This is a genomic window from Opitutia bacterium (assembly GCA_016217545.1).
Classification (GTDB): Bacteria; Verrucomicrobiota; Verrucomicrobiia; order Opitutales; family Opitutaceae; genus Didemnitutus.
The window spans coordinates 596,061-613,463 of the sequence record JACRHT010000012.1; the positions used below are offsets into that span (position 1 = coordinate 596,061).

General features: G+C 66.0%; 12 protein-coding genes. 5 read left to right on the forward strand and 7 right to left on the reverse strand.

The annotated features are described in order from the left end of the window. Positions 1-141: 141 nt before the first annotated feature. The 4 genes from HZA32_09430 to HZA32_09445 all read left to right on the forward strand — a co-directional run bounded on the left by HZA32_09430 (position 142) and on the right by HZA32_09445 (position 5,259). Positions 142-1,584, forward strand: coding sequence for an MFS transporter (locus HZA32_09430; protein MBI5424301.1), 1,443 nt, complete (start codon positions 142-144; stop codon positions 1,582-1,584). An 18-nt stretch (positions 1,585-1,602) separates the two neighbouring features. Beyond that, on the forward strand, positions 1,603-3,027 hold the full coding sequence (locus HZA32_09435) for a glycoside hydrolase family 30 protein (GenBank protein ID MBI5424302.1): 1,425 nt from the start codon (positions 1,603-1,605) through the stop codon (positions 3,025-3,027). 227 nt (positions 3,028-3,254) lie between these two features. Continuing rightward, on the forward strand, positions 3,255-5,036 hold the full coding sequence (locus HZA32_09440) for a sodium:solute symporter family protein (GenBank protein ID MBI5424303.1): 1,782 nt from the start codon (positions 3,255-3,257) through the stop codon (positions 5,034-5,036). 19 nt (positions 5,037-5,055) lie between these two features. After that, entirely contained in the window at positions 5,056-5,259 is a 204-nt protein-coding gene (locus tag HZA32_09445; protein MBI5424304.1) for a hypothetical protein, read from the forward strand. Between the two features lie 191 nt (positions 5,260-5,450). Here the strand turns inward: HZA32_09445 and HZA32_09450 are convergent, their stop codons facing one another. The 3 genes from HZA32_09450 to nadA form a co-directional block, all read right to left on the reverse strand. Beyond that, the gene (locus HZA32_09450) at positions 5,451-7,064 is read right to left on the reverse strand and encodes an FAD-binding protein (GenBank protein MBI5424305.1); all 1,614 of its coding nucleotides are present in this window, start codon (positions 7,062-7,064) and stop codon (positions 5,451-5,453) included. Positions 7,065-7,125: 61 nt separating this feature from the next. Beyond that, positions 7,126-7,971: a carboxylating nicotinate-nucleotide diphosphorylase gene (nadC, locus tag HZA32_09455; GenBank protein MBI5424306.1), complete on the reverse strand. Its 846-nt coding sequence runs from the start codon at positions 7,969-7,971 to the stop codon at positions 7,126-7,128. Positions 7,972-8,045: 74 nt separating this feature from the next. Beyond that, the gene (gene nadA / locus HZA32_09460) at positions 8,046-9,095 is read right to left on the reverse strand and encodes a quinolinate synthase NadA (GenBank protein ID MBI5424307.1); all 1,050 of its coding nucleotides are present in this window, start codon (positions 9,093-9,095) and stop codon (positions 8,046-8,048) included. A gap of 146 nt (positions 9,096-9,241) precedes the next feature. Here nadA and HZA32_09465 point away from each other — a divergent pair, with 146 nt between their 5' ends. Next, a complete protein-coding gene (locus tag HZA32_09465; GenBank protein ID MBI5424308.1) occupies positions 9,242-10,306 on the forward strand; it encodes an AraC family transcriptional regulator in 1,065 nt (354 codons plus the stop codon). A 250-nt stretch (positions 10,307-10,556) separates the two neighbouring features. On the opposite strand, the gene HZA32_09470 is transcribed toward HZA32_09465, so the two are convergent. From HZA32_09470 to HZA32_09485, 4 genes are all read right to left on the reverse strand, one after another. Then, the gene (locus HZA32_09470; protein ID MBI5424309.1) at positions 10,557-11,939 is read right to left on the reverse strand and encodes an alpha-amylase; all 1,383 of its coding nucleotides are present in this window, start codon (positions 11,937-11,939) and stop codon (positions 10,557-10,559) included. Positions 11,940-11,959: 20 nt separating this feature from the next. Then, positions 11,960-13,282, reverse strand: a complete 1,323-nt coding sequence (locus HZA32_09475; GenBank protein MBI5424310.1) for an MFS transporter — start codon at positions 13,280-13,282, stop codon at positions 11,960-11,962. A 102-nt stretch (positions 13,283-13,384) separates the two neighbouring features. After that, positions 13,385-14,956 (reverse strand): 4-alpha-glucanotransferase, encoded by a 1,572-nt coding sequence (gene malQ / locus HZA32_09480; protein MBI5424311.1) that lies wholly within the window; start codon positions 14,954-14,956, stop codon positions 13,385-13,387. Between the two features lie 3 nt (positions 14,957-14,959). Next, a complete protein-coding gene (locus HZA32_09485) occupies positions 14,960-17,377 on the reverse strand; it encodes a glycoside hydrolase family 31 protein (GenBank protein ID MBI5424312.1) in 2,418 nt (805 codons plus the stop codon). Positions 17,378-17,403: the final 26 nt, after the last annotated feature.

Below are 17,403 nucleotides of genomic sequence, written 5' to 3' on the forward strand. Positions count from 1 at the left end.
TTTATGCACCATTCGCGCAAAAACATCGCGAGCCCGGGACGGCTCCGCAACATCTCGCCCACGCACGCGCGGGAAATTGCAACCACGGCACAGCGCGCGGCGCGCTCCGCTGTTAGCGTCAACCCCTAACCTCGCTCCCTCGTGTCGTCCGTCCCTGAACGTCTCTCCTTCCGTGAAAAACTCGCCTACGGTCTCGGCGATACCGCGTCGAATTTCTACTTCGCGCTCTTCAACGGATTCCTCGTCTATTACTACACTGACGTCTTCGGCCTGACGCCCGGCACCGCCGGCAGCGTCGCCGGCCTCGTGCCCTCCCTCGTCTCGTGGCTCATCCCGCTGATCGGCCTGCTCGCCGACCGCACACACACGCGCTGGGGCCAATTCCGCCCGTATCTCCTCTGGGCAGCGATTCCCTACGGCATCTGCGGCTACGTGATGTTCTCCAACCCCGCGCTCAGCCCGAGCGCCAAGGTCGGCTTCGCCTACGTCACCTACGCCGCCACGCTCATCGCCTACCTGACGATCAACACGCCCTACTCCGCGCTCATGGGCGTCATGTCGCCCTCGTCTGAAGAGCGCACCGGCCTCTCCGCCTATCGTTTCGCGTGCGCCTTCACCGGCGGCCTGATCATCGGAACCTACGTGCCGTTTCTCAAAGACCACTTCGGCGCCACCGAAGCCGACAGCTTCCGCAACATGATGGCCGTCTTCGCGGTCATCTCCGTCGCGATGTTCCTCTACACCTTCTGGAACACCCGCGAGCGCGTCGCCGCCCCGGTCAGCGCGCAACAATCCGTCGCCACCGACCTCCGCGACCTCTCGCGCAACATTCCCTGGCTGATCCTGTTCTTCGCCGGCTTCCTCACGCTCGCCAACGTTGGCCTCCGCTCCGGCGCCACCGTCTATTATTTCAAATACGTCGTCGGTGACGACGCCCTGCGCGGCTTCGACGAATTCTTCGGGCCTTTCGCGCGCGTGCTCGCGTTCCTGAAAATCTCCTCGTCCGGCCTCGGCCTCTACAACTTCGCCGGCGGCCTCGCGTTCATCATCGGCTCGCTCAGCACGAAACTCTTCCTGCGCTTCTTCGCCCGCCGCCCGCTGATGATCGCGCTCACGATCCTCAACGCGCTCGCGATGGCCGCGTTCTTCGTCGTCGACCCGCACAATCTCGCCGTCCTCGCCGGGCTGAACATCTTCGCCTCCTTCGTCGCCGGCCCGACGCCCGCGATCGTCTGGTCGTTCTACGCCGACACCGCCGATTTCGGCGAATGGAAGTTCGGCCGCCGCAGCACCGGCCTCGTCTTCTCCGCCGCCGTGCTCGCGCAAAAAGTCGGCCTCGCCCTCGGCACCGCGCTGCTCGGCTGGCTCCTCAGCTACTACGGCTACGTCGCCAACGCCGTGCAGACCCCGCGCGCCATCACCGGCATCTACCTCGTCTTCGCCGTGCTGCCCGGCACCTTCGCGCTGCTCAGCGGTCTCGCCATCTTCTTCTACAAACTCGACGAACCGACCGTGAAACAGATCGAGCGCGACCTCGCCGCCCGCAAAGCCGCCCCCTCCGACGCGGCCGCAACCGTCTCCTGAATTTAGTCCCTGATTCCCATGCGTTCCTCAACCGTCATCCGCTCTGCGAGCGCCGCTGCGCTCGCCGCCCTCATGCTCACTTCAGCCCGCGCCGCCACCTGGACGGTCGTCGAGACCGCCCGCGACAACTCCCACCGCCTCGCGCCCATCGCCGCTCCGGCCAAGGCCGCCGCCGCTTCCGCCGACGCGCTCAAGGTCGACACCGCGCAGCGTTACCAGGAAATGATCGGCTTCGGCGGCGCGCTCACCGAGTCGTCCGCGTGGGTGCTCGCGCAGCTGCCCGCCGACAAACGCCTCGAAGTCATCCGCCGTTACTACGACCCGAAGGACGGCATCGGCTACACCCTCGGCCGCACGCACATGAACTCGTGCGACTTCTCGCTCAACATCTGGTCGCTCGACGACGTCCCGCACGACTACGACCTCCACGCCTTCACCCTCGAGCCGATGCGCAAATGGCTCATGCCGCTCCTACAGGACGCTCGCAAGGCCGCCGGCGGCGACGCCAACTTCAAGCTCCTCGTCTCGCCGTGGGCGCCGCCCGCGTGGATGAAGAACAACGTCCGCGCCGACGACGGCGGCGAACTCCGCTGGGACTTCGCCGCGCCGTGGGCCAACTTCTACGTGAAGTTCGTCCAAGCGATGCAGAAGGAAGAAAACTTCCCCATCTGGGCCTTCACCGTCCAAAACGAACCCGAAGCCAAACAGCGCTGGGAATCCTGCCTCTTCACGCCCGAGCAGGAACGCGACTTCGTTAAAAACCACCTCGGGCCCGCCTTCGAGAAAGCCGGCCTCCTCGGCAAAGTGAAGCTCCTCGGCTGGGACCATAACCGCGACCGCATGGAAGCCCGCGCCGACGCCATGCTCGGCGATCCGGATTGCGCAAAATACCTCTGGGGCCTCGGCCTGCACTGGTATGTGAGCGAAGACTTCGAAGCCTCCGCGCGCGTCCACGCGCGCTATCCCGACAAGGCGCTGCTCTTCACCGAAGGCTGCTGGGAAGGCGGCGACAAGCTCGGCGTCTGGGAGCACGGCGAAGGCTACGCCACGCAGATGATCGGCGACTTCAAGAACTGGGTCGGTGGCTACATCGACTGGAACATCGTCCTCGACCAGCGCGGCGGCCCCAACCACGTCGGCAACTTCTGCGACGCCCCCATCATCGTCGACGTGAACACCAAGGAAGTCCGCTACAGCGCCGCGTTCTACTACATCGGGCACTTCTCGAAGTTCGTGAAGCCCGGCGCGCACCGCATCGCCTCCGCCGGCGGCCCGGCCGCCCTCGACACGATCGCTTTCCAGAACCCCGACGGCTCCGTCGCCACGATCGTGATGAACAAGACCGCCGCGCCCGCGACGTTCCAGCTCGCCGTCGCCGGCGAAACAGTCGCCTGCCAGATCCCGGCGCGCGCGATCCAGACCTACGTGCGCTCGGCCAACTGAGCCGCACCATCCTGCCGTTCTCCCTCGAATGAGGGATTCTTGACCAGCGCGCGGGCTGTTACCTTCCCGGCCCGCGCCCCCGAATGTCCTCCCGTCCACCCGCGCCCGTCACGAGTGTCACGATCCCAGATTGCGGTTGGCGCACGCCGCCGCACCTGCCACGTTGCACGCATCGTGGCGCTTGACCCCGGCGCTCCTGATTCGGCCCCGTTAGCGATTTTCTCCCCATGACCCTGTTGCCCTTGTTCCTCGCCTCCACCGGAGGCAGCGCGTCGTCGGCATCCGCCGGTGGCGTCGTGCTCCAACTCGCCGGTGTCGACTATGCGATCCTGGCCATCTACTTCGCCTTCGTGCTCGGCATCGGCTGGGTGCTGCGCAAGCACCTGAAGACATCGACCGACTTCTTCGAATCCGGCCGCTCGCTCCCCGCGTGGATCTGCGCCCTCGGCTTCATCGGCGCCAATCTCGGCGCGCAGGAAGTCATGGGCATGGCCGCCTCCGGTGCGAAATACGGCATCGCGACCTCGCACTTCTACTGGGTCGGCGCGATTCCCGCGATGGTGTTCGTCGGCATTTTCATGATGCCGTTCTACTACGGCTCGAAGGCCCGCTCCGTCCCGGAATACCTCAAGCTCCGCTTCGACGAAAAGACCCGCACGTTCAACGCGCTCTCCTTCGCGGTAATGACGGTCTTCTCCTCGGGCATCTCGATGTTCGCCCTCGCGAAGCTCCTCAACGCGATCCTCGGCTGGAACTTCGACGCGTGCATCTTCATCTCGAGCGCCATCGTCCTCGTCTACATCTACACCGGCGGTCTCACCTCCGCGATCTACAACGAGGTTCTCCAATTCTTCCTCATCGTGCTCGGCTTCCTGCCGCTCGTCATCCTCGGCCTGCAGGACATCGGCGGCTGGGACGGCCTCATGAAGCAACTCGGCGCCTACTCCGAAACGAAAGGCATGCCGGGCGCCTGGAGCCATTCGTGGGCCCCGATGGGCAGTCCGTCCGCGAATCCGATCGGCATTGAGTGGTTCGGCATGATCGCCGGCCTGGGCTTCGTGCTCTCGTTCGGCTACTGGTGCACGGACTTCCTCGTCATCCAGCGCGCCATGGCCGCCAAGGACATGAACTCCGCGCGCCGCACGCCGCTCATCGCCGCGATTCCGAAGATGATGTTCCCCGCGCTCGTCATTCTCCCCGGCATGCTCGCCATCGCCCTCTACCACAAGGGCGGCACCGCGCAGATCGCGTTGCCCACTGGCGCGGACGGCAATCCCGACTACAACATGGTCGTGCCCGCCATGCTCGCGAAATACTTCCCCAACGGCATGCTCGGCATCGGCCTCACCGCGCTGATGGCCTCGTTCATGTCCGGCATGGCCGGCAACGTCACGGCCTTCAACACGGTCTGGACCTACGACCTCTATCAACGCTGGTTCAAGCCCGACGCCTCCGACGCGCACCTGATCAAGGTCGGCCGCATCACGACGATCGTCGGCCTGCTCATCAGCGCCGTCTGCGCCTATGCCGCCGCGAAATTCAATAACATCATGGACATGCTCCAGCTGGTGTTCGGCTTCGTGAACGCGCCGCTCTTCGCCATCTTCCTGCTCGGCATGTTCTGGAAACGCGCGACCGGCCACGGCGCCTTCTTCGGTCTGCTGATCGGCACGATCTCCGCCGCGATTTTCCAAGGCAACACGCTCCCCGTCGGCGAGACCGCCTCGATCCTCAAGGGCGGATGGATGGGCGTCCACTACACCTTCGCCAGCTCGATGGCGCAGAACTTCTGGATGGCGATCTGCGCCTTCAGCGGGTGCTTCCTCGGCACGATCTTCATCTCGCTCGCGACGACGCCCAACCGCACCGACAACGAACTCCGCGGCCTCGTCTACTCGCTCACCGAGAAGGTCGTCGATCACCACGAGACGCCCTGGTATGCGCGCCCCGCCACGCTGGGCGTCATCGTCCTCGGCCTCACTGTCCTCCTGAACATCATCTTCTGGTAACGCTCAACCCCATCCGACCATGCAACAACTCGACGTTCGCCTGCCCATGGGGCTGCTCTTCCTCGCCCTCGGCCTCATCCTCGTCGGCTACGGCCTCATGGCCGATCCCGCGATCTACGCCAAACACTCGCTCGGCCAAAACGTGAACCTGACGTGGGGCGTGATCTTCGCGCTCTTCGGCGGCCTCATGCTCTGGCTCACCAGCCGCGCCAAGAAGAGCTGAGTCCTTCCGTCGCCATCGCGGACATCGCCGCGCAAACCGCGGCAATCCCGACGACTTCTTCCGAGCCGGCCCGCCAAGGCCGGCTCTTTCATGGGTAGGGGCGGTTGCCCCCAACCGCCCTTCTCGCACGCACCGTTGTCACGTCCGTCCTTCGGCAAAGTAACCTAATAGGTTACTTTGCCGGCGACACCTCAGCTCTCCTCCGCGACGTAGTGACAGCCCTTGCTCACCGGATTCAGCGACGCGGCGTGCACGACCAGCAACGCGGTCTGCACCGCATTGCGCAGCTCGATTAGCTCCCGGCTCGGCCGGCAGTCGCGATAGAACGCCTGGATGTCCTCGCGCAACTCCAGCAGGATGCGCCGCGCCCGCGCCAGCCGGCGCGGCGACCGGATGATGCCCGCGTAATTCCACATCGTCTGCCGGATCTGATGCAGGTCCTGCTGCAACAGCAGCGGATCAGCCACCTTCGCCGGACTCCGCCACTCGCGCGCCGTGGGCCGGGCGAAGTTCTTAATGGACAACTTTTCCCTCGGAGCATCCGCGTCAAAGTTCCTAATGAGCAACTTTGCTTTTTCCAGCTCCGCGATATCCGCCGCAGCCGCAGCCCGCGCGCTGACGAGGCACTCGAGCAGCGACGTGCTCGCGAGGCGGTTCGCGCCGTGCAGGCCGGTGCAGGCCGTCTCGCCGATGGCGTTCAGGTCGCGCACGTTCGTGCGGCCCTGCAAATCCGTGTGCACGCCGCCGCAGGAGAAATGCGCCGCCGGCACGATCGGAATGCGCTCGCGCGTGATGTCGATGCCGGCCGCGAGACAGCGCGCGTGGATCGCGGGGAAACGCTCGCGGATGAACTCCGGCTTCAGCGCCGACAGATCGAGAAACGCACACGCATCGCCCGTCGCCGCGAGGTGCTGGCTGATTGCACGCGCGACGATGTCGCGCGGCGCCAGCGAACCGAGCGGATGGACCTTGTCCATGAACCGCCGGCCGCGTGCGTCGACGATCACCGCGCCCTCGCCGCGCAGCGCCTCGGTGATGAGGAACGGCGCACCGTCGCGCGGGAAGAAGACCGTCGGGTGAAACTGCACGTATTCGAGATCGATGACGCGCGCTCCCACGCGATACGCCATCGCCACACCGTGCCCGACGCTGCCGGGCTGGTTCGTCGTGTGCAGATAAACTCCGCCGAGGCCACCCGTCGCGAGGATCGTCTTCCGCGCGGTGATCGCGATCACCTCTCCGCTCGCCGTGTCGAGCGCGTAGCAGCCGAAGCAGGTCAACGGCTCGTAGCGGTGCGCGGGATCGGCCGCGTTGTGAGAGAGCGTGAGCAGGTCGACCGCCACGTGTCCGCTGCGCCGTGTGATGCCGGGCGTGGCGTCGACCTTCGCCGCGACCGCCGCGAGGATCGAGTGACCGGTGGTGTCGCGCGTGTGAATGATGCGTCGCTCGTGGTGACCGCCCTCGCGCGTGAAATCCAGTTCACCATCCGGCCGCCGGTCAAAATCGACGCGCAGTTCGTCCAACAACAGCTCCTTCACGGCGGAAGGACCCTCGCGCACGAGTTGTTCGATGGCCGCGGGATTCGCCGTGCCCGCGCTCGCTTCGAGGATGTCCCGCGCGAGCTGCTCCGGATCGGTGCCCGCGCCGTAAATGATGCCGCCCTGCGCCCAGTCGCTGTTCGCCACCAGCGGCTCCGCGAGCGAGAGGAGTTCAACGCGCAGCCCCGCGCGCGCCGCGTGCAACGCGTAGGCCGAACCGGCGAGGCCGGCGCCGAGGACGAGGCAGTCTGTTTCGATGGTTTTCATCTGGTTTAAATGGGTAGGGCGAGTCGTCCCGACGAGCCGCGGCTCATCCGGAGGATTCGCCCTACCTTTTGCTGGCGGGCTGCACGTCGAGGCTGAGATCGGCGGCGATTGCAGAGTGAGTGAGCGCGCCGATGCTGATGACGTTCACGCCGGGTTGGGCGTAGGCGCGGAGCGTGTCGAACTTCACGCCGCCGGAAATTTCCACGAGCGCACGGCCGGCGATTTCCTTCACGGCGGCGGTCACCTGCGTCGGTGTCATGTTGTCGAGGAGGATAATTTCGGCGCGGGCGCGCAGCGCTTCCTTCACCTCGGCGAGCGTCTTGGCTTCGACTTCGATTTTCGCGCCGTGGGGCGCGGCGGCGCGGCAGAGCTCGACCGCACGCGTGAGCGAGCCGGCGGCGGCGATATGGTTGTCTTTGATGAGGACGTGTTCACCGAGCGAGCTGCGGTGGTTGAAACAACCGCCGGTGCGCACGGCGTATTTTTCGAGGGCGCGCCAGCCGGGCGTGGTCTTGCGGGTGTCGACGACGCGCACGCCGGTGCCCGCCACGGCATCGGCATAGCGCCGCGCCTGCGTGGCGATGCCGGTGAGGCGTTGGAGAAAATTCAGCGCGGTGCGCTCCGCGGTGAGCATCGCCGCGGTCGGGCCTTCGACGCGGAGAACGATCGCGCCCTTCTTCACGCGGTCGCCGTCGCGCGCCAGGAGCTTGGTCTTCAACGCGGGATCGACCTTCGCGAAGACGCGCGCGGCGACTTCGAGACCGCAGAGGACGAGGTCCTGCTTGGCGTCGATCGCGCCGCGGCTGCGGTGCGCCGCCGGGAAGATCGCGCGGCTGGTGACGTCGCCGAGGCCGGCGTCTTCCTCGAGCGCGAGGTCGATGAGGTGATCGGTGCGGGGAGTGAGCATGGGAAAAGTCTAGAGCTGAGAGCTAAGAGTCTAGAGACGGAGGCTGCCGGCTCTGGACTCTTAGCTCTAGACTCTCAGCCGACTGCAGGGGTCCCCGCCATTTCGAACATCCGTTCGATGCTGCGCAGGGCGCGGCGGCGCAGGTTTTCGTCGAGCGTGATGATTTGATCCGGGCGCGGGGCGGCGAGGGCATCGCGGATTTTCTCGAGCGAGTTGAGTTTCATGTAGGGACAGAGGCGGCAGCCGCCGATGAAGTGCTTCTCGGGCGCCTCGACCTGCAGGCGGCCGACGAGGCCGCATTCGGTGAGCATGAGGAAATACGGTGCGGGTGTGTTCTTCACGTATTTCATCATGCCGCCGGTGCTGCCGACGTAATCGGCGAGCGCGGCGACCTCGGGTTCGCATTCGGGATGCGCGACGACCTTGAGGCCGGGAAAGCGCGCGCGGGCGTCGGCGATGTCGGCGGGCGTGAACTCGTCGTGCACGATGCAGGTGCCGTCGGACGTGATGATCTCCTTGTCGACACCGCGACGCTTCAGTTCGGCGCGGATGTTTTCGCCCATGAGGCGATCGGGCACGAAGAGAATGCGCCGCTGGGGCAACTGGGCAACGATATCGTAGACATTGCCGGAAGTGACGCAGACGTCGGACTCGGCTTTCACGTCGGCAGTCGAATTGATGTAGCAGACGACGGCGGCGTCTGGGTAGGCGGCCTTCAGCTGGCGCAACTGGTCGCCGGTGAGCGAGTCGGCGAGCGAGCAGCCGGAGCCGCGATCGGGCACGACGACGGTGGCATCGGGCGAGAGGATTTTCGCGGTTTCGCCCATGAAGACGACGCCGGCGAACACGATCACCTTCGCGCGCGACTCCTTGGCTTTCAGACTGAGGAAGTAGGAGTCGCCCTTGAAATCGCCCACGCCGTAGATGATCTCCGGCTCGACGTAGGAATGCGTGAGGATGACGGCGTCTTTCTCCTTTTTCAGCCGGTTGATCTCGAGCGTGAGCGGCGCGATGCGGCGGCAGGCGTCGTAGTTCCAGACGCGACCCGGCTCGCAATCCACGTGCATGAGCGCGCGAAACAGGCGCTCGGCCTCGGCTTCGATTTCGTGGTCAGTGGCGATCATTCAAGGCGCACCGTAGGCCACTCGCTCCCGACGTCAAAGCTCGCCGTCCGTCCTAGGCAATACACCCGGCGTGGCCTGGTGTTTCCGTTTGTGTTTCGGGACAGAGCGCGTTGGCTGGCGGGCATCTAACCCTGGCACCCCTGGTCATGTCCGAAAACGCGGCTCCGTCTGCCCTGTTCGCGGCTCGTTCGATGAGCCAGCACAACCGTGCGGAGATGCGGCAGATCTTCGATCACGCCATTCGCCTCGCCGAGCGCAACCGCATCATGTTGCGCGTGCCGCACGAGGTGCGCCCCGTGCAGAACAAGCGCGGGATGCACTACCACTACCGCCCGGAGATCTTCATTGGCGTGCGCGGTTGGACGGACTTCATTTTTCCGAAGGAGAGCTTCCGCGTCGCGCCGGACGAAGTGTGCGTGATCCCCGCCGGGGTGCCGCACGCCGAAAAGGTCGGGGCGGCGCCCGGCGAGTCGTTCCGCAATCTCGTCGCGGGTTTCTACAACAACACGCTGAGCATCCACCTCGCGCACGAGGCCAAGCCGGGCAAGCCGGACATCGAGGTGATCGAGTTCTTCGACGCGCCGAACCTCGACGTGTTTCTCACGCTCGCGAACAGCATCGCCTCGACGCACAACATGCACGGGCCCGCGCGCGACGCGGTGTTGCAGGGCCTCGTGCTCGCGCTGCTCGGGTTGATGCGCAACATCGTCGAGACCGGCACCGGCCAGCTGAACAGCGACATCGGCAAGGTGTTTCAGGCGAAGTGCCTCGTCCGCGAACAATTCGCCAACCCCGACCTCAGCGTGCAGCACGTCGCCGAGGTGCTCGGGTGCTCGGCGGACTATCTCTCGCACCTCTTCCACACCGAGACAAAGGAGCGGCTCACGCACTACATCCAACGCATCCGCATCGACGGCGCGATCCTCGCGCTCGAGACGACGAAGCTCACGATTTCGGAGATCGCCTATGCGAGCGGTTTCGCGGACCCCGCGTATTTCGCGCGCGTGTTCAAGCAGCACAAGGGGATGACGCCGCAGGAATTCCGCGCGCAGCTCGACGCGCGCCGCAAGGAGCAGGATCAGCAACCCAAGACCGTTTACTACGATCACGTGGATTTCACGCACGGAGTGCCGCAGAAAAAGGAAGATCCGACACCAGCCGCCAAGAGCCGCGAGTCGGCAAGCGATCCGGCGACGGCTTTCGAGCGCTAAGGCTCGTTTTCAAAATGCCTTGTCATCGCGAGGCCCGCTGAGCGGGCCGTGGCGATCCAGCTGGATGTCATGCTGTCGCTTCGCTCGGTAGCTTCGTCGTCCCGCCCGGCGGGACCCCTCGCAATGACGATTTGAAGACGCACCCTAGAAACAAGAGGGCGTCGGCACGAGGCCGACGCCCGTTGCATGCACAGAACCGTCGCGCCGCCAGCCGGCTACCCCGCCGGCCAGTTTGCGCAGCGGGGCAAAATCACTGGACCAGCACGCGGTAGCGCCAGCCCTTCATGTCGAGCGGCACAAGGCCGTTGAGCTCGACCGTCTCGCCGGTGAAGGCGTCGGTCCATTTGCCGGTGAGCGCGGCGTCGTAGAGGTCGGCTTTCGAGTCCTTCGCGGTGAGATTGAAGATGCCCACGACCTTCTTCGCGCCGGCGGAGCGCTCGACGACGTAGAACGTCGCGTTGTCCGTCGTGTCGAGGCGGCGCATCGGCGAACCGGTGTGCAGCGCGGCGTTCTCGCGGCGGAGCTTCGTCATCACCTGGTAGAGCTTGGCGGTCGGGTGCGTTTCCTTCGGCCAGACGATGGGGTCGCGCTCGAAGAAGAGCAGGCGGCGGTCGAGGTTGATTTCCTGGCCGTTGTAGATCATCGGCACGCCGTCGAGGAGGAAGGTCAGCACGGCGAACGGGGCGTAGCCGGCGCCCATGCGGTCGAACTCGGTGCCGGCCCAGCTGTTTTCGTCGTGCGAGCTGGTGAAAACCATCAGCGCGCCGCCGCGCGGGAAGGTGGCGTGAATTTTCGCGTAGGCCTCGTCGATGCCGCTGGCGGTTTTCTTGCCTTGCGCGACGGCGTTCATGGCGTGGTGCAGGTCGAAACCGTAGGAGACGTTGAAGGCGGCGACCTGTTGCTGCGGCAGCTCGGCCTCGGCGAGGAAGAAGGCGTCGGGTTTCACGGCGCGAACGCGCTGGGTTACCCCGTTCCAGAACGGCGTGGGCAAGCCCCAAGCGACGTCGCAACGGAAGCCATCGATGCCGAAGTTCTTCACCCAGTGGAGGAGAACATCGGCTTGGTAGTCGAGCAGGCCGGGGGCGTTGAAGTCGAACTGCACGACGTCGGTCCAGTCGAAGCCGTGGGGCGGCGTGAGGTTGCCTTTGTCGTCGCGCCAGAAGAATTCCGGGTGCGTCTTCGTCAGGGCGTTGTCGGGCGAGACGTGGTTGGGCACCCAATCGAGGATGACGCGCATGCCGTGCTTGTGCGCGCTGTCGACAAAGTCGCGGAGGTCCTGCTCGGTGCCGAATTCGGGGCTCACGGCCTTGTAGTCCTTCACGGCGTAGTAGGAGCCGAGGGAGCCTTTGCGGTTCAGCTCGCCGATCGGGTGGATCGGCATGAGCCAGAGGATGTCGACGCCGAGTGCCTTGAGGCGCGGGAGGTCGGCGGTGACGGCGGAGAATTTGCCGCTCTCGGAATACTGGCGGACGTTGATCTCGTAGATCGTGCTGCCGCGCGCCCAGGCTGGCACGCCGACGGCGGTGTGCATGGCGCTCGGGATGGGCTTTTCGCGCTCGGGCGCAGCGACGGCGAAGACGAGGGAGACGAGAGCCGCGTGGAGCGCGGCGAGGCGGAGGTGGCGACGAATCATGGCGGGAAAACGGATTGGAATCAGAGCGTGGAAACCGTCTCGGTGGAGGCGGCTTCGGGGACGCGTTGGAGCGCGAGCGCGGCGATCAACATGCTCGCACCGCCGACCATCACGGCAGCGACAGCGCGACCGCCGAGCAGGTGTTGCACGACGGGACCGAGCACGGTGGCGGCGAGGATTTGCGGGAGGACGATGAAGAAGTTGAATACACCCATGTAGAAACCCATCTGCGCGGGCGGGATGGAGTTCGAGAGCAGCGCGTAGGGCATCGAGAGGATCGTCGCCCAGCCGATGCCGACGCCCAGCATGGAGACGATGAGCAGCTTCGGCTCGTGCACGAAGCCAACGGAGAGCAGGCCAACGCCGGCGCAGAGCAGGCCGATGCGATGCATGACCTTGGCCGGCACGCCGCGTTGCGCGAGGGCGACGAGGAGGAACGAGACCGCGAAGGCGACGCCGTTGTAAGTGGCGAAGCACACGCCGCCCCACTCGATGCCGCGCTGGTATTCCGGCGAACCGGGACTGCCGCCGAAGACGCCGTGCGCGACCGCGGGGCTGAAATAGATCCACATGCAGAACAGGCCGAGCCAGGTGAAGAACTGCACGACGGCGAGGCGGCGCATGACGTGCGGCATGTTCGAGATGCCGTGAAGAATCTCGCTGACGAAGCCCATCGGCGCCGCGGCCGTGCCGCTCTTCGCCGCGTCGTCCACCTCAGGCGGGTGCTCCTTCGTGGTGACGATGGTGTAGAGCACGGAAAGCAGGTAGACGCCCGCGCCGATGTAGAACGCCAACCGCACGGACTGCGGGATGGCGCCGGCATGCGCGACGTCGTTCGTCACGCCGAGCTGGGTCAGCAGCCAAGGAAGCGAGGAGGAGAGCACGGCGCCGAGGCCGATGAGGAGGCTCTGCATCGCGAAACCGACCTGGCGCTGGTGCGGCGGCATGAGGTCGGCGACGAAGGCGCGGAACGGCTCCATGCTGACGTTGACCGACGCGTCGAGAATCCAGAGCAGGCCCGCGGCCATCCAAAGCGCGCCGGAGTTGGGCATCGCGAGAAGGCAGAGGCTGGCGAGGATCGCGCCGACGAGGAAATACGGACGGCGGCGGCCGAGCGTCTTGTGCCACGTGCGATCGCTGTAGTAGCCGATGATCGGCTGCACAATCAGGCCGGTGAGCGGCGCGGCGAGCCAGAGGATCGGGATGTCGCCCTCGGAGGCGCCGAGATATTGGTAGATGGCGCTCATGTTGGCCATCTGCAGGCCCCAGCCGAATTGGATGCCGAAGAATCCGAAACTCATGTTCCAGATCGCGGGCAGGGTGAGGGGTTTGAGGTCTTTCATTCGGACAACAGGGTTGGGGGCGAAAATCGGTTTTTGTAGGAGCCTGCTGGCAGGCGATGCTTGAAGAGTCGCCTGCAAGCAGGCTCCTACAAGAGGAGGCGCTCAGTGCGCGGGCGGCTCGCTGTAGTCGCGCACGGGGCGCTCGCCGGTGCGGTCGTAGAGCTGGATCCACTGCTTCAACGTCGCGACTTTGTCGGCGCGCAATTTGGCGAGGTCGTCGGCGGTGAAGCGCCAGACCCAGTTGCCGTCCATCGTGCCGGGGCGGTTGAAGGTCGCCTCGGCGCCGAGATCGAGCAGGTCCTGCATCGGGATCACGGCGAGGCGCGAGACGGTCGACAGCGTGGCGCGGATGATCGGCCAGGCGGACTTCGCGTTGCCGTTCAGCTGGAAATAGTCGGCGATTTTGCCCGCGTAAGGTTCGGCCAGCGACTCGAGCCAGCCGCGCGTGGTGACGTTGTCGTGCGTGCCGGTGTAGGCGACGCTGTCGGGCGGGTAGTAGTGCGGGAGGTTCGCGTTGTTGGCGTCGTGGCCGTAGGCGAACTGCACGATCTTCATGCCGGGCAGGCCCGCGCCGCGACGGAGCGCGACGACGCCGGGCCCGATGTAGCCGAGATCCTCGGCGATGATCTTCGCATCGGGCAGCGCCACGCGGATGGCGGCGAAAAACGCCGCGCCCGGGCCGGTGCGCCACTGGCCGGTGCGGGCGTCGGGTGCGTCGGCGGGGATTTCCCAGTAGGTGTCGAAGCCGCGGAAGTGATCGAGGCGGATGATGTCGTAGAGTTCGAACGCGGCGCGCAGGCGATCGATCCACCACACGTAGCCGGTGCCGCGCAGGTATTCCCAATCGTAGAGCGGATTGCCCCAGAGCTGGCCGAGGGCGGAGAAGTAATCCGGCGGCACGCCGGCGACGACGGTGGGCTGGCCGTCCGCGTCGAGTTGGAAGACCTCGCGGTGCGCCCAGGTGTCGGCGCTGTCGAGTGCGACGAAGATCGGCACGTCGCCGATGATGCCGACACCGCGGCGGGCGGCGTAGCGGCGGAGGCGGTCCCATTGGCCGAAGAAGACGTATTGGTAGAACGCGTGGCGCTCGACCTCCTTCTTCACGGCGTCGGGGAACAGCGCGCGCAGCTGCGGCGTCCAGCGGCGCAGCTCGGTCGGCCACGTGGTCCACGCGCGGCCCTGGAAGTGCGACTTCAACGCCATGAAGTCCGCGAACGGTTCGAGCCAGCCGGCGTTGGCGGCGCGGAATTCCTTGAATGAACCCATCGCGTCGATCTCGTCCTTGCCGCTGGCGAGGAAGCGGTCGCTCGCCTTCGCGAGCGCGGTCCAGAAGCGTTCGTAGAGCGCGCCGTAGAAAACCTGGCTGGCGGGCAACGCGCGCAGCGGGACGAGTTCAGTGTCGGTGAGGAGGCCTTCCTCCTTCAGTTCGCCGAGGTCGATGAAGTAGGGATTGCCGGCGCGGCCGGAGAAGAGCTGGTAAGGCGAGTCGCCGAAGCCGGTCGGGCCGATGGGGCAGATTTGCCAGTAGCGGACGCCGGAATCGGCGAGGAAATCGACGAAGCTGCGGGCGCCGGCACCGAGGTTGCCGATGCCGTAATCGCCGGGGAGCGACGAGACGTGCGCGAGCACGCCGGCGGCGCGGATGTTGAGCCAGGAATTCGGTGGCGCTTCCATGTTTCAGCGGAATTCAACGACCCGGGCTTTGCCGGTGTCGGGGAGGCGGAGGGAGACGGAGTCGTTCGCGCCGCGCGACCACGCGTCGGCCGGCAGGGCGCTGCCGTCGACGAACACGGCGTTCGCCGTGACGCCGTGGACGACCACTTCGAACTCGCGTGCGGCCGGCTGGAACGCGCCTTCGGCGCTGAGCGTGAGCTTGCGGTTGGCGAAGGTGAGCGTGGTGCGGCGCAGCGCGCCTTTTTGGTAGGCGGGGGAAAGGCCGTCGTCCTCATAGAGCGAGCCGGCGGCGCCGCCCTGCGCGTCGGGATAGACGTCGAAGCGGAGCGGGTTCCAGGGCTTCTCGCCGGTGTGGCTCATCGCGATGGTCGACGGGACGATCGAGCCGCCGCGGACGTAGAGCGGGAGGTGGTCGAGCGGCACGGCGACGCTGCGCATCTGGCCGCCGGGGACGAGCGCGCCGGTCCAGTAGTCGAACCAGGTGCCGGCGGGGAAGTAGACTTCGCGTTCGCGTTGGGCGGCGCGGGTGACGGGCGCGGCAAGGAGGGCGTCGCCGACCATGAATTGGTCGTCGATCGTCGCGGTGTTTTCGTCGGCTTGGAAATTCAGCACGAGCGGGCGGAAGAGCGGCACGCCGGTGCGCGAGGCTTCTTCCATCGTGGTGTAGATGAAGGGCAGGAGCGCGTAGCGGAGCTTGATGAACTTCCGCGCGATGTCCTCGTAGTAGCGGCCGAAGCGCCACGGCTCCTTGTCGTAGCTGTCGATCGCGGTGTGGTTGCGGAAGAACGGCGAGAAGGCGGCGATCTGGTAGGAGCGGGCGAGGAGTTCGCCGTCGCCGCGGCCGATGAATCCCGGGATGTCGGCGCCGATGAAGGGCTCACCGCTGAGACCGAGCGAGGCGAACATCGGGACGTTGAGCGAGAGGGAGGCGAAGGTGGCGTTGTTGTCGCCGGTCCACTTCACGGCGTAGCGCTGGATGCCGGCGTAGCCGGCGCGCGTGATGACGAAAGGGCGCTCGTTGGGCTTGAGGCGTTGGAGGCCTTCGTAGGTCGCGCGGGTCATGTTCAGCGCGAAGGTGTTTCGCATGCCGTTGTAGGGCGTCTGCTGGCCGAGGTCGTCGAAGCGGATGTTTTCGTGGAGCTTGCCGGACGGGTCGCGGAAGTCGGCGGGCTCGTTCATGTCGGTCCAGATGCCCGCGACGCCGGCGTCGACGAGCGTGCGGTGCCAATCGCCCCACCAGCGGCGGGCGGCTTCCTTGGTGTAGTCGACGAAGACGGATTTGCCGGGCCAGACTTCGCCGACGTAGACGGAGCCGTCGGTCTGTTTGAGGAAGAAGTCGTTTTTCAGGCCTTCGTCGTAGGGCGCGTAGCCGCCTTCGGGCTGATATTTCACGCCGGGGTCGACGATGGTGACGAGGCGGATGCCTTGGGCTGCGAGGCGGCGGGAGAGGGCGACGGGGTCGGGGAAGCGCGACTTGTCCCACGTGAAGACGCGGTAGCCGTCCATGTAGTGGATGTCCAAGTGCAGCACGTCGAGCGGGAGGTCGTGCGCGCGGTATTGGTCGGCGATGTGTTCGACGAGCTTGTCGGGATAGTAGCTGTAGCGGCTTTGCTGGTGACCGAGCGACCAGAGCGGCGGGAGCGGCATGCGGCCGGTGAGCTCGGTGTAGCGGGAGACGACTTTCTTCAGGGATGGGCCGGCGAAGAAATAGTAGTTCAGCTCGCCGCCATCGGCGGTGTAGTTGGCGGATTCCTGGGTGAGGTGGCCGAACTCGAAGGTGGAGCGCCAGGAGTTGTCGTAGAAGAGGCCGTAGGCGACGCCGGCTTCGAGGCCGACGTAGAACGGGATGCTCTGGTAAATCGGGTCGGTGCCTTCTACGTAGCCGGGCGTGTCGGAGGTCCACATGACGAACTTGCCGCGGCGGCGGTCGAGGCGGGCGGCTTTTTCGCCGAGGCCGTAGAAATGCTCCTCGTAGCCGAGTTTCTTGGCGGCGCCGACGGCGCCGGTCTTCGGGTCGCGGCCCATGGGGCGGGCGTCGGCGTTGAGGACGCGGCCGGTGGCGGCGTCGCGGAATTCGATGAGGAGCGGGTCGCGCATGATGACGACCTTCAGCTCGGCGGTCGCGAGCGTGACGGCGGCGGCATCCTCGGAAAACTGGAAGGGGACGGCGGGCCAGTCGGTCTTGGCGACGGCCCAGGAGTGGTCGAGCGCGGGCTTTTGCCCGGCGAAAAGGGTGCGCACGCGGACGAGGTCCGGGGCGAGGAGACTCACGGCGACGGTGGAGCCGTCGGCGGCGGTGAGTTGGACGCCTTGCGCGGTGCGGGTGGTCGACGCGACGGCCGCAATGGGTTGCAGCGAGGAAAAGTCAGCGGCGAGGATCGCGGTATGGCTGGCGATGAGCGAACTAGCGAGGGCGCACACGAGAAGACGCACGGCGAGACAGGGGT